The organism is Leptobacterium meishanense, from assembly GCF_037645805.1.
GTDB lineage: Bacteria > Bacteroidota > Bacteroidia > Flavobacteriales > Flavobacteriaceae > Leptobacterium_A > Leptobacterium_A meishanense.
The window spans coordinates 48,896-61,168 of record NZ_JBBEXE010000006.1; the positions used below are offsets into that span (position 1 = coordinate 48,896).

The following is a 12,273-nucleotide window of genomic DNA, read 5'->3' on the forward strand; positions in this document are numbered from 1 at the left end:
AAAAAATTGTAGATTTGCGTAAACCCTTTTTAATATAACACTAAATAGTAAAATGAAAGCAGCTATACAAATTGTTCTTTGGTTATTATGTATTTTCTTTGTCTACAAGATATACCAATCTATTAACCAGCCTATTCAGTTTGAAAAAGTAAAAAAAGAACGGTATTCTGCCGTTATTGCAAAATTAAAAGACATTCGGGACTCCCAGGAAGCACATCGTTCTATAACAGGAAAATTTGTGGGGACTTTTGATAAGCTTATCTCATTTATAGATACTGCTGATTTTGTAATCACACAACAGAGAGATTCTTCCTATCTCGAGTATGACCCTGTCTATCGGATCGACATGCTAAAAGAAGTTGTTATTATTGACACTTTAGGCTTTGTTAAAGTAAAAGATTCATTATTTAAAGGTTCTGACCGATATAAAACTATGATGAATGTCCCTTATGCAAAAAATAATGAAAAATTTGCCTTAAAAGCCGATATTATTGAAAAAAGCGGCTACAAAGCAGCTGTTTTTGAAGCAAAAGTGGCTAAGAGTGTTATTCTTCATGACCAACCTAGATATTTAGTTGCACAAGAAAATGAGATGATATCAATTGATGAAGTTAATGGTCCTGAAATCATTGTAGGTTCATTATCAGAAGTTAGCACCAGTGGAAACTGGCCCGACATATATGACGCTAGAGAAAATAAGTAATATATCCAATCCAAAAGAGAAAGAACTGTCCATTCAGGTAAGCTTGAGTGGGCTTTCTTTTTGTGTTTTAAACCCGATCAAAAAATCCACCGAAGAATTACAGTATTATAGGTTTAGAAACATTGACAACCCTAATAAATTATTAAATGAAATTATTCCTTTATTTGATAATGCCCCAGATTTTAAAAGTTTAAAAAAAATAAAAGTATTGCATAGCAATGATCTCTCATCAGTAGTTCCAAAAAACTTATTTGATGAAAATAAACTTTCTGATTACTTAAAGTACAATATCAAAATACTTAAAAATGACTTCATTGCTTATGATACTATTGCAAATGGGGAAATTATTAATGTATATGTTCCTTATGTAAATGTGAATAATTTTTTACTTGACCAGTTAGGCCCCTTTGAATACCAGCACTCCTCTAGTATTTTGATTGATACACTTATAAAAAATACGCTTCTTGATGAAAAGCCTATCATGTATATCCATGTAGAGCAAACCCATTTTGAAGTCATTGTCATCCAAAATAAAAAATTAGTGTTTTATAACACATTCCACTACCAAACAAAAGAAGATTTTATATATTATATTTTATTTACAGCAGAGCAGTTGAAATTAGATCCAGAGGAGTTTCATTTACGTTTTTTAGGAGTAATCGCAGAACATGATGCAAATTATCAAATGGCCTATAAATATATTAGGCATATTACCATAGAAAATGATGCCTTTCATAACTATTCGGAAAATAGTTCTCCAAACAACCTTTTTTCTGATTTCATCTTACAAAATGCTTTTTAATGCGTATTATCTCTGGCAAATATAAAGGCAAGCGTATAACAGTTCCTAAAAAAGCTGCTGCTCAGGTGCGACCCACTACTGATTATGCAAAAGAGTCATTATTCAATATCTTAAACAATTATTATTCTTTTGAAGAAATTACCGTAGTTGATTTGTTTGCCGGCACCGGAAATATTAGTTATGAATTTGCCTCTCGCGGATGCAAAGATATTTTGGCTGTAGATAAAAACACCCAATGCATAAAATATATTGAAAAAACTGCCAATTCCCTTGTGATGCCAATAAAAACACTGAAAAATGATGTTTTTATGTTTTTGAAGCATCTCTCCATGAAAGCCGATATTATCTTTGCCGATCCTCCATATGCTATGACAGAAGAAGCTTTTGCTTTGATCCCTCAACTAGTTTTTGAAAATAAATTGCTTCATCCCGAGGGACTTCTAATTATAGAACATGCTAAACAAACTGACCTATCACATCTATATTATTATAGCCATACCCGAAAATATGGGAGCAGTGTTTTTAGTTTTTTTAAGCTATCAGCATAAATATAGTATAAAAGAGCATAGGGATTTTTAGGATATTTTCTTTATTTTCATTAATTTAGTTATCTCCCAATTTGAAAAAAACCTGAACCAATTTCTCCTATTGTGTTTATGTAATTCAAACAACTAATTAAACCAATAAATTATGAAAAAAGTCATTATTGTCTGTTTAACAGCTATGCTATTAATAGCCTGCCAAAAGCCTGCTCCCAAGCAGTATTTCACAGAAGCTCCTGAAATTGACCTTATTAAATCAAATGTAGGTTACTACCTTTCCGGGGATTGGGAGGGATTAAAAAGCACATATATAGATACTGCCAAAATATATCATAACAGTACTTCAGCTGTAAATGTAGATATTTCTATTGAACAGCTTAAAGAAGATATCCAAATGCTATCAAATTACGTCATGAAAGATTCTATTTTCTATGAAATGGTTGTAGAAGATGATGGGGATCGCTGGGTCAATATGTGGGGAAATTGGCAAGGCACTATAGCAGGAAGTGAAAAAGTAGTTGAAGTGCCCATACATATCACCTCAAAAATAAAAGATAATAAAATAATCGAGGAATATGGCTATTGGGATAACATGCCTATATATATGGCTGTAAAAGAAGCCTCAAAAGAAGAAGCAATAGAAGCACAAGAAGAATAAAAATCTGATAACCAACCAAAACAAAAGCATCTTATCCTAAGTTTAAAATCTTAGGTAAGATGCTTTAAATGAATAATAAAAAGCATGCTTATAAGCCGGATTCTGTAACTTAAATTAAAGCCCCTTATCATCTATCTGGGATATTAGTTGCCCAATACCTCTAACCGCCTACCCTCCAACGTTGGGCGAGCTGCCCTAATAATGTTGGTTTACATGGCGTTGCACCACATAGAGTTTACCTGATTTCACTACAGCATTACCTGTACATTCTTTCTGTTGCACTAGTCCTCACTTTTCAGCGGACGGGCGTTACCCGCTATGTTGCTCTACGGTGTCCGGACTTTCCTCGAAATCACTATTTCGCGATAAGGCAGCATGCTAATGCAAAGCTACATTTTTTATACCAAAAAAAGACATATGCCATTTCGGCATCTATCAAAATAATTTTTTTATGTACCTTATTTGTTGATAACTCATTCTAAAATACAACGTTAGAATCGAATAATCTGATTGCAATTTTTATCTTTGTGAATAATCCTGTTTTTTTGATGGAACATTTCATTGTATCAGCCCGTAAGTACCGTCCTCAAACATTTAAAGATGTTATAGGGCAACAAGCTATTACCAATACACTGATCAATGCCATCGAAAACAATCACCTAGCTCAAGCACTTCTTTTTTGTGGACCAAGAGGGGTTGGGAAAACAACATGTGCACGAATTTTAGCTAAAAAAATAAATCAAGACGGAACTGAGCGCCCTGATGAAGATTTTGCTTTTAATATTTTTGAATTAGATGCTGCATCCAATAATTCTGTCGATGATATCAGAAACCTCATAGACCAAGTACGCATACCCCCGCAAGCAGGGAAATACAAAGTATATATTATTGATGAAGTCCATATGCTTTCACAGGCAGCATTTAACGCCTTTTTGAAAACATTGGAAGAGCCCCCAAAACATGCTATATTTATTTTAGCGACTACTGAAAAACATAAAATAATCCCTACTATCTTATCCCGGTGCCAAATATTTGATTTTAAACGAATAACAGTAACAGATACTAAAGAATATCTAAGACGTATTGCTGATAGCCAAGGGATTGAAGCTGAAGATGATGCACTGCACATTATAGCACAAAAAGCAGATGGTGCTATGCGCGATGCGCTCTCTATCTTTGACCGCGTGGTGAGTTTTACAGGAAAGAAACTTACAAGACACGCTGTAACAGAAAATTTAAATGTATTGGATTATGATAGCTATTTTGCTATTACCGATCTTATCTTAACACGTAATATTCCACAGTTACTCACAAAGTTTAATGATATTCTTGCCAGAGGTTTTGAAGGACATCATTTTATAACCGGATTGGCTTCCCACTTCAGAGATCTCATGGTTTGCAAAAATGAAAGCACCATTCCGCTTTTAGAAGTTGGAGAAGATGCTAAAAAAAAATATCTAGAACAATCTAAGAAAACATCTCTCGAATTTCTAATGAAAGCCATTGAATTGGCAAATGAATGTGATTTAAAGTTCAAAACCAGTAAAAATCAACGGTTGCTCGTGGAGCTTTGCCTTATGCAGCTTGCCTCTATCAATTTTGATAGTGAAAAAAAAAATGATGGGCATTTCATAATCCCTCCACAACATTTCCATCAAAATGATACTGTCCAAAAAACACAAATTATAAAAAAACCTACAGATTCTCTTTCTGAAGAAGTCATTTCAATACCATATACAACAACAGAAGAAAAACCTGTGGCTGTTGCCGAAATTGCTCAACCTGTCTATACAAAGCTGAAAATAAGAAAACCGTCTCAAAAGATTTCTGGGTTATCTTTATCCAGCATAAAGGCTAAAAAAGAACATGAGAGAAATAAACATGATGCCCTAAAAACTGAAAAACTTCCTTCAGAACATTTCTCTGAAGAAAAGATGCAAAAAACATGGGAAACATATACCAAAATATTAGAAAAAGAAGGTAAAAAAATCATGGCCTCTAACCTTGCTGCAGATACCCCAAAATTAAAAAATGACAAAATCATTTGGATAGAACTTCCTAATGATACTATGAAAAAAGAAATTGAAAGGGAACAACACTTGCTATTAGATTATCTTAAAAAAAAGCTCAATAATTATACTATCAAACTTCAAATTGATGTGAATGAAACTACTGAACAAAAGTATGCATTTACTCCCCAAGAAAAATATGATAAATTAAAAGAAATTAATCCTCTTATCGACAAACTTAGAAACGATTTTAATTTAGATATTTAAAAACCCATTCGCTTTACGCGAAGCTTTAACTTCTGATATGCTGTTATTTGAAGCTTAGAGTAACCTGAAAAAACAGCAACAAGCTATGAAAAAAACGATCTATAGTATCATTACGGGATCAGGAAGTTATATCCCTTCGAAAATTGTTAAAAATGAAGACTTCTTAAACCATCATTTTTATGATTCTACCGGAAAAAAAATACAAAAAAGCAATAAAGAAATTATCGATAAATTTTTAGAAATTACTACTATTGCCGAACGCAGGTATGTGACGGACGATCTTGTAACTTCTAATATTGCATATCTTGCAGCAGAGAAAGCTATCAAATCCGCAGACATTGATAGAGAGACTCTTGATTATATTATTGTAGCCCACAATTTTGGTGATGTAAAACATGGCAGTAACCGATCTGATATGCTTCCAACTCTGGCAGCACGTGTGAAATATCAACTTAAAATCAAAAATCCCAATACAATAGCTTATGACCTTCCTTTTGGATGTCCAGGATGGATACAAGGTATCATTCAGGCTGATTATTTTATAAAGTCTGGTGATGCTAAAAAAGTTATGGTCATTGGGGCAGAGGTATTATCTAGAGTGTGTGACCCATACGATAGGGACAGCATGATTTATGCCGACGGAGCCGGTGCTACGATATTAGAAGCTAAAGAAAGTACTGAACCAGTTGGTATACTTGCCCATAAAACAAGGTCTGATACGTTCTTATATTCGAAAATGCTTGTTATGGGAAACTCCTATAAAGATGACCCTAGAATAAGTGATGATTTATTTCTAAAAATGAACGGGCGGAGGTTATACCAATATGCGCTAGAAACAGTTCCACAAACTATAAAGGAGTGTGTAGAAAAAAGCAATATACCTGCCGAGGATATAAAAAAATTACTCGTTCATCAAGCCAATGGAAAAATGGACGATGCTATTTTAAAGCGGTTTTATGAACTTTATGGTATTGTTGATATACCTAACGATATAATGCCTATGACCATCTCATGGTTAGGAAACTCATCTGTAGCCACCGTCCCTACACTTTTAGACTTAATTTTAAATAATAAACTCGATGCACATACAATCAATAAGGATGATATTATTGTTTTTGCTTCTGTAGGGGCGGGGATGAATATCAATGTTGTCACTTATAAAGCATAAAGCATGTACTAGAAATCTTATTTTTTGTTTATGATAAAAATTGTCTTAATTGTTTTACTAAGCATATTTTTTGTGTTAAATGGGATTAATCATTTTTGTAATAAAAAGATATTGGAAGAATATGCCCATAAGCGTGGGCTTTTTTCTCCAAAATTATCGGTCAGACTTGGTGGTGTTCTCCTTATAATTGGAGGTATCCTATTGAATTGGCACTTTACACAAAAAATAGCCATCATCTCATTATCTGTATTCCTAATCATAGCTACATTTACTATCCACAGTTTTTGGCTGGAAAAAGATCGTCAGCAACGCATGCTTGAGGTTATGAATTTTTCAAAAAACTTAGCCATATTAACAGAGTTAATTTATATTGGTTTTGCATGAAGTAATAATTATCTAAATTAAAATTTGATGCTTGGATTAAAATTGCCTACTGACCCTCGTTGGGTAAACATCGTAGAAAAAAACATACAAGAAATTTTAACGGATCATGCCTATTGTGAACAAAAAGCAGCTAGTACCGCTATTTCCTTAATTGTATCTTTTCCTGAGAAAAGCAAACTTGTTGAAGCAATGACCGCTCTAGTAAAAGAAGAAATCAGTCATTTTAAAATGGTTCATGACAAAATTCTAGCAAGGGGATGGACTTTGGGAAGAGAACGAAAAGATGAATATGTAATTGAGCTTATGAAATTTTTTCCAAAAGGAGGTAGTAGAGAAACGCATTTGATACACCGGTTACTATATGCTGCACTTATTGAAGCGCGAAGCTGTGAACGGTTTCGGTTACTTTCAGAAAACATTAATGATGATGAACTTGCTCATTTTTACAAAAGCCTTATGGCCAGTGAAGCCAATCATTATACCATGTTTTTAAAATTTGCCCGAAAATATGGCATACGAAAAGAAGTAGATGAAAAATGGCGAAGTTTACTGGAATACGAAGCTGAAATAATGAAAAGCCTTGGAAAAAAGGAAACAATGCATGGATAATCGTTATATGCCTTGTTTTTTAACGATTTATTTATAGTATTACCAAAAATCTTGTCTTATTTTTGAAGAAACCATAAAAATCAATTCATAATGAAATTAAAGACTTTTTTACTTGCCTTTGTTATTGCATCAATCTTTATTGCCTGTAATAAAAAGGGAAAAGATGATAGCGCATTTTCTGTACCGGTTGATTATTATAAACTCGACAATGGCCTTAAAGTAATATTATCCGAGGACAAAACAGCTCCTACTGCAGTTGTTGCAGTTTATTATAATATTGGTTTCAGGATTGAACCAAAAGACCGGACCGGTTTTGCCCACTTATTTGAACATATGATGTTCCAAGGTTCTCAAAACTTAGGAAAAATGGAATTTATAAAATTAGTTCAAAGTAATGGTGGCGTACTAAACGGCTCTACTCGATTCGATTTTACCAATTATTTTGAAATTATCCCTTCTCACAAAGTAGAAACCATGCTCTGGGCAGAAGCAGACAGGATGAGAGGCTTGAACATTACACAGGAAAATCTTACCAATCAACAAGGTGTTGTTAAAAATGAGGTGAAGGTAAATGTACTCAATCAGCCTTATGGTGGGTTTCCATGGTTGGATATGCCACAATATGCAAACACCAATTGGCACAATGCCCACAATTTTTATGGTGACCTCAAAGATCTAGATGCTGCTAACCTAGATGATGTTGCTAGTTTTTTCAAAACCTATTACGCACCAAACAATGCTGCCATAGCCGTTGTTGGTGATTTTGATAAGGATGAGATAAAAGGGTGGATTGAAAAGTATTTTGGAAATATCCCATCCTCCGAATTACCAGAAAAACCAGATATCTCTGAGCCTAAACAAATTGAAGAAAAAACATTTGTAAAAGTTGATTCATTAGCAAATAAACCTGCTATTGCTATTGCTTATCATATGCCAGAACGAAACACTGCTGAATACTATGCAATGGGGCTTCTAGATCAAATTTTAGTACAAGGTGATAATGGCCTGCTTGTTCAAAAACTGGAAAATGAAAAAGGATTTACATCTAATGTTTCAGGAGGGATAAATTACCTAGGGAACATGTTCAACTACAAAGGCCCAATGTTATGGATGTTCAACCTCACATACGATAATGAAGAAGACCGGGATGCTATTGTTTCCTCTGTGGATGAAGTACTAAATGAGCTCCGTAAAGGCATTTCAGAAGAAATGTTAGCTGATGCATTGGTAAAAGGCCGTTCTCAGTTATACGATGCATTATCAGGATTAGGAAGAGCAGATTTACTATGTAGTTTCGCGCTGTTTGATGATGACCCATCCAGAATCAATTACTTGGAAGATGAATTTAAAAAGGTTACCCCGGAATTGATCAATAAAACCATAGAAGAATATTTGAGACCTACTAACAGAACGATTTTGACACTTAAACCGTTAAATACTAAAAACTAAGTCCAATGAAAAAGTTATTTATTATATATTTCTTATTGTTTCTTGCAATTCCTTTAGTTTCTGCACAAGAAAAAGAACTTCCTCCAAAAGGAGGAGAACCTAAAGATTTTGCGCTTCCCGACAGAGAAGAAATCACCCTCGATAATGGATTAAAAATTGTATTAGCTCCCTACGGAGCTATCCCCAAAGCTACTATACGAATGGTTGTTAAGACAGGTAATATCCATGAGACTGAAAATGAAATCTGGTTAAGCGATCTTGTTGGTTCTATGATGCAAGAGGGAACTTCAGAATTCAATGCAAAACAATTGGCTGATAAAATGGCCCGTATGGGTGGTGACCTCAATGTGTTTGTAAATCAACATACCGCTAATATTTCTAGTGCCGTCTTATATGAGTTTGCTCCTGATGCCATTAATTTGATGGCTAAAGTACTAACGGCTCCTTCTTTTCCGGAAAGTGAATTAGACCGATTAAAAGGAAACTTAAAAAGAAACTTATCTGTAGCGCTCACCCGTCCACGTGCCCAAGCCTCTGCCAGTTTTTACAAAGGATTATATCCCGATCATGCTTATGGCAGAATATATCCTACACAAGAAATGATTGACAGCTATACGGTTGAGCAAGTAAACTCTTTTTACGACAATCAATTTGGTGCAAAAAGAACTACTGTTTATGTCGCAGGGAAATTTGATAGAGACAAAGTGATAAACACCATAAAGAATGCTTTTAACACATGGAAAGAAGGACCTGAAGACACATATCCTATCGCTACACCTGCTACTTTTGATAACCTTACAATTCAGATAACCGATCGTCCTAATGCACCGCAATCTACAATCTATTATGGATTACCGGTAGCGGATGTATCTAATTCGGACTATATTGCATTGGATGTTACCAATTCACTTCTTGGTGGCTCTTTCGGGTCAAGAATAACCAGTAATATTAGGGAAGATAAAGGATATACCTATTCACCAAGTAGTAGGCTAGATAACAAATATAAATCTGGAATATGGATGGAGGTTGCCGATGTTACCACGGAACATACCGCAGCTTCATTAGAGGAAATAAAAAATGAGATTATCCGCCTCCAAAATGAACCTCCTTCTAAAGAGGAATTGGCAGGAATCCAAAACTATGAGTCAGGGCTTTTTGTATTGCGAAACTCAAGTCCGGGGGGTATCATTAATCAACTCGTCTTTATAGATATCCATGATATGGATGATTCTTATTTGAAAAATAGGGTTAACAATATTATGAAATTAACTCCTGAGGACATTCAAAACATGACTAAAAAATATATCAACCCTGAGAATATGAATTTGGTTATAGTAGGAGATAAAGAAAAGGTTGAAAAACAACTTAAAGAAAAGTCAATCCCTATAAAAGATTAAAAATTTACACGAGTAGCAATAAAAAAGGGGAATTAAATTCCCCTTTTTTTATCAAATTATTTTTATTCTTAATCGTCTACTTGCATTTCACCACATACCACTCCGTGGGCAATTACATATATTTCTCCGGATAATCCTGTAACAGTATAAGAATCTGAAGTAGCATCTTCTAGATCATGCTTATATGGGAATTGCCCGGGGGCCACCGTGTATTTATTCCTTTTTTTAGGATATGGATCATTCCCTACATATAAATGAGTTTCACGCATTGTATAACCAGCATCAAGTGTATACGTGACTTCTGCTTCTCCTGTATTTTCATCATAAGCTACTGTCACCGTACCCACTAATGTTCCTTTGGAAATATCACACTGTCCTGCGCCTGCATATAAGTCGAAGGAATATTCGCCTCCGGAAAGAGGGCCATTGGTCCATCCCCAACGATTAAAACCATCTTCAATAAAACACATTGCATTATCATTCCCTTTTGCAAACATCGTTTCACATTTAAATTCTGTTTCTTCTTCTTCACACGAAAATTTAAGATTGTCTATTGCACCGGAATTGTTTAACAATAATTCCATTCTTGCAACGTCAGGAGTCGACTCCAAATCTACCAATTGTTTAGAATTGTCTTCTCCGGGAATAATCTCTTTGGTGAAAATTAAAGCATCACTTGCATCATATAGATTAACTACTGTAGGACTTAATGAAGGGGGATCTAAGTCGAGCATATCAAAAGAATGCAACGTAACCACTCCGGTACCTACATTACTGAAATCAATGTCATACTTAGAACCATCTACAAAGCTGTCGTCAGGATCTGAACTATTCAAATCTTCTGATAAAATCAATACTTTACCCAAAAAAATGTCATTAGATGGTTGATCACCATCAGCTGAAATACCGGGGCCTCCAAAAAGCGAATTAGGAGTCCCTAAATCATAATCTTCCCCTGTAGGATTTTCAGAATCAAAAACCATGGCCACATTTTGTCCCGGGAAATTAGGATTGGTTCCAAAAACTGAAATCCTTCCTGAACAACCCGGTGATACCACGGTTGAGACAATGTCTCCTGTATTGAATTCTTCAAAATCAATTACATACATTTCTTCTGAGCTAGTCTTAGCCAGAACATTATCAACAGGGGCATCTGAAATTGTATCAGCTTGTTCGACGTCACATGAAAGTAACATCAATACAACTAATACAAACAATGTGTTTAGTTTTTTCATATTATTTATATTTATTGGATAGGTACTATAAAATTATGACTAAACCATTGACTCTAAGAATTTCAACGACAAAAGGGAGTATTTGTCTTTGTTCCGTATAGTATAGTTACACTTATAGAATATTATCTGCTACCTTGCAAGTAATTGATCGCTATACTTTTTAGCTTCTTCAAAGTAAAGAAGTTTTATCATTCCGTCCGATAACCCTATCTTGGGAACATGTATTTTTTTTGCCCCGCTCCATTTTGTTGCCATTAAATAAATACGGGTAGCTGGAATAATTACATCAGCCCTGTCAGGGTTTAAACCGAGTTCAGAAATACGGTCTTCATAGCTCATCTCTTTGAGGAACTGATATTGTGCATTCAACCAGATATACGATAGGGGTTCGCCTATTTTTCTGCCGGACATTTTAAAAAGCTTGTTAATATTTCCTCCGGAACCAATCAAAGAAATATCTTTAAACTTTCCTGTATGATGTTTAATCCATTTTTCGATTTCTTTCCATACAACATCACTTATCATTTCATTGAGTAAACGTACCGTTCCTATTTTGAACGATCTTGATGAGGCTATTTTACCATTTGAAAAAACAGTAAACTCTGTGCTACCGCCACCGACATCTACATACAAATACGCTTTTTCTTTTTCTATCAATTGATTTAAATCAGTCGACGCTATAATAGCGGCCTCTTTTTTACCGTCTATGATCTCGATCTTTATCTCCGATTTGTTTAAAACCAAATCTGCTACTTCCTGTCCGTTATTGGCTTCTCGCATTGCAGAGGTAGCACATGCCATGTGTTTCTCAATTCCGTGTACTTTCATTAATAGCTTGAACGCTTTCATAGTGTCGATCATGCGCTCTATGTTGGGTTTCGAGATTTCTCCTACTGTAAAAGAATCTTGGCCTAAGCGTACAGGAACCCTTACTAATGAACTTTTACGAAACTGCGTAGGTTTTCCTTGTTCTTCAATAACATTGTTGATTAACAACCTTATGGCATTAGAACCTATATCAATCGCAGCAAATTTTCGTATTTTCAAAAC

General features: G+C 34.7%; 12 protein-coding genes and 1 other RNA gene. 10 read left to right on the forward strand and 3 right to left on the reverse strand.

Annotated elements, in window-relative coordinates; translation table 11 throughout:
- The first annotated feature begins 52 nt into the window (after nucleotides 1–52).
- The 4 genes from WBG21_RS07570 (at nucleotide 53) to WBG21_RS07585 (ending at nucleotide 2,705) form a co-directional block, all read left to right on the forward strand.
- On the forward strand, nucleotides 53–703 hold the full coding sequence (locus WBG21_RS07570) for a hypothetical protein (protein ID WP_340076464.1): 651 nt from the start codon (nucleotides 53–55) through the stop codon (nucleotides 701–703).
- Complete coding sequence (locus WBG21_RS07575; protein WP_340076466.1) at nucleotides 681–1,505, forward strand: DUF3822 family protein; 825 nt, start codon at nucleotides 681–683, stop codon at nucleotides 1,503–1,505. The genes WBG21_RS07570 and WBG21_RS07575 overlap by 23 nt, the downstream gene beginning before the upstream one ends.
- Nucleotides 1,505–2,053 (forward strand): RsmD family RNA methyltransferase, encoded by a 549-nt coding sequence (locus WBG21_RS07580; protein ID WP_340076468.1) that lies wholly within the window; start codon nucleotides 1,505–1,507, stop codon nucleotides 2,051–2,053. The genes WBG21_RS07575 and WBG21_RS07580 overlap by 1 nt, the downstream gene beginning before the upstream one ends.
- 142 nt (nucleotides 2,054–2,195) lie before the next feature.
- The gene (locus WBG21_RS07585; RefSeq protein WP_340076470.1) at nucleotides 2,196–2,705 is read left to right on the forward strand and encodes a hypothetical protein; all 510 of its coding nucleotides are present in this window, start codon (nucleotides 2,196–2,198) and stop codon (nucleotides 2,703–2,705) included.
- A gap of 75 nt (nucleotides 2,706–2,780) precedes the next feature.
- On the opposite strand, the gene rnpB is transcribed toward WBG21_RS07585, so the two are convergent.
- An RNA gene (gene rnpB, locus WBG21_RS07590) (RNase P RNA component class A) lies at nucleotides 2,781–3,087 on the reverse strand.
- Between the two features lie 166 nt (nucleotides 3,088–3,253).
- On the opposite strand from rnpB, the gene WBG21_RS07595 reads away from it, so the two are divergent.
- The 6 genes from WBG21_RS07595 to WBG21_RS07620 all read left to right on the forward strand — a co-directional run bounded on the left by WBG21_RS07595 (nucleotide 3,254) and on the right by WBG21_RS07620 (nucleotide 9,988).
- Nucleotides 3,254–4,981 (forward strand): DNA polymerase III subunit gamma/tau, encoded by a 1,728-nt coding sequence (locus WBG21_RS07595; protein ID WP_340076472.1) that lies wholly within the window; start codon nucleotides 3,254–3,256, stop codon nucleotides 4,979–4,981.
- Nucleotides 4,982–5,066: 85 nt separating this feature from the next.
- Entirely contained in the window at nucleotides 5,067–6,149 is a 1,083-nt protein-coding gene (locus tag WBG21_RS07600; RefSeq protein WP_340076474.1) for a 3-oxoacyl-ACP synthase III family protein, read from the forward strand.
- 30 nt (nucleotides 6,150–6,179) lie between these two features.
- Entirely contained in the window at nucleotides 6,180–6,533 is a 354-nt protein-coding gene (locus WBG21_RS07605; protein ID WP_340076476.1) for a DoxX family membrane protein, read from the forward strand.
- A gap of 27 nt (nucleotides 6,534–6,560) precedes the next feature.
- The gene (locus WBG21_RS07610; RefSeq protein WP_340076478.1) at nucleotides 6,561–7,142 is read left to right on the forward strand and encodes a MiaE family protein; all 582 of its coding nucleotides are present in this window, start codon (nucleotides 6,561–6,563) and stop codon (nucleotides 7,140–7,142) included.
- A gap of 90 nt (nucleotides 7,143–7,232) precedes the next feature.
- Complete coding sequence (locus WBG21_RS07615) at nucleotides 7,233–8,591, forward strand: M16 family metallopeptidase (RefSeq protein WP_340076480.1); 1,359 nt, start codon at nucleotides 7,233–7,235, stop codon at nucleotides 8,589–8,591.
- Nucleotides 8,592–8,596: 5 nt separating this feature from the next.
- Nucleotides 8,597–9,988 carry a M16 family metallopeptidase gene (locus WBG21_RS07620; RefSeq protein ID WP_340076482.1) on the forward strand — a complete coding sequence of 464 codons (1,392 nt, stop codon included), beginning with the start codon at nucleotides 8,597–8,599 and terminating at the stop codon, nucleotides 9,986–9,988.
- 68 nt (nucleotides 9,989–10,056) lie between these two features.
- Here the strand turns inward: WBG21_RS07620 and WBG21_RS07625 are convergent, their stop codons facing one another.
- Nucleotides 10,057–11,223, reverse strand: a complete 1,167-nt coding sequence (locus WBG21_RS07625; RefSeq protein WP_340076484.1) for a hypothetical protein — start codon at nucleotides 11,221–11,223, stop codon at nucleotides 10,057–10,059.
- 129 nt (nucleotides 11,224–11,352) lie between these two features.
- Complete coding sequence (locus tag WBG21_RS07630; protein ID WP_340076486.1) at nucleotides 11,353–12,270, reverse strand: Ppx/GppA phosphatase family protein; 918 nt, start codon at nucleotides 12,268–12,270, stop codon at nucleotides 11,353–11,355.
- Nucleotides 12,271–12,273: the final 3 nt, after the last annotated feature.

What these genes read in the sequence shown, in the direction of transcription:
- WBG21_RS07570 (WP_340076464.1), top strand. Translation starts at nt 53, where the DNA reads ATGAAAGCAGCTATACAAATTGTTCTTTGGTTATTATGTATTTTCTTT.
- WBG21_RS07575 (WP_340076466.1), top strand. Translation starts at nt 681, where the DNA reads ATGACGCTAGAGAAAATAAGTAATATATCCAATCCAAAAGAGAAAGAA.
- WBG21_RS07620 (WP_340076482.1), top strand. Translation starts at nt 8,597, where the DNA reads ATGAAAAAGTTATTTATTATATATTTCTTATTGTTTCTTGCAATTCCT.
- WBG21_RS07605 (WP_340076476.1), top strand. Translation starts at nt 6,180, where the DNA reads ATGATAAAAATTGTCTTAATTGTTTTACTAAGCATATTTTTTGTGTTA.
- WBG21_RS07615 (WP_340076480.1), top strand. Translation starts at nt 7,233, where the DNA reads ATGAAATTAAAGACTTTTTTACTTGCCTTTGTTATTGCATCAATCTTT.
- WBG21_RS07595 (WP_340076472.1), top strand. Translation starts at nt 3,254, where the DNA reads ATGGAACATTTCATTGTATCAGCCCGTAAGTACCGTCCTCAAACATTT.
- WBG21_RS07585 (WP_340076470.1), top strand. Translation starts at nt 2,196, where the DNA reads ATGAAAAAAGTCATTATTGTCTGTTTAACAGCTATGCTATTAATAGCC.
- WBG21_RS07600 (WP_340076474.1), top strand. Translation starts at nt 5,067, where the DNA reads ATGAAAAAAACGATCTATAGTATCATTACGGGATCAGGAAGTTATATC.
- WBG21_RS07580 (WP_340076468.1), top strand. Translation starts at nt 1,505, where the DNA reads ATGCGTATTATCTCTGGCAAATATAAAGGCAAGCGTATAACAGTTCCT.
- WBG21_RS07625 (WP_340076484.1), bottom strand. Translation starts at nt 11,223, where the DNA reads ATGAAAAAACTAAACACATTGTTTGTATTAGTTGTATTGATGTTACTT.
- WBG21_RS07610 (WP_340076478.1), top strand. Translation starts at nt 6,561, where the DNA reads ATGCTTGGATTAAAATTGCCTACTGACCCTCGTTGGGTAAACATCGTA.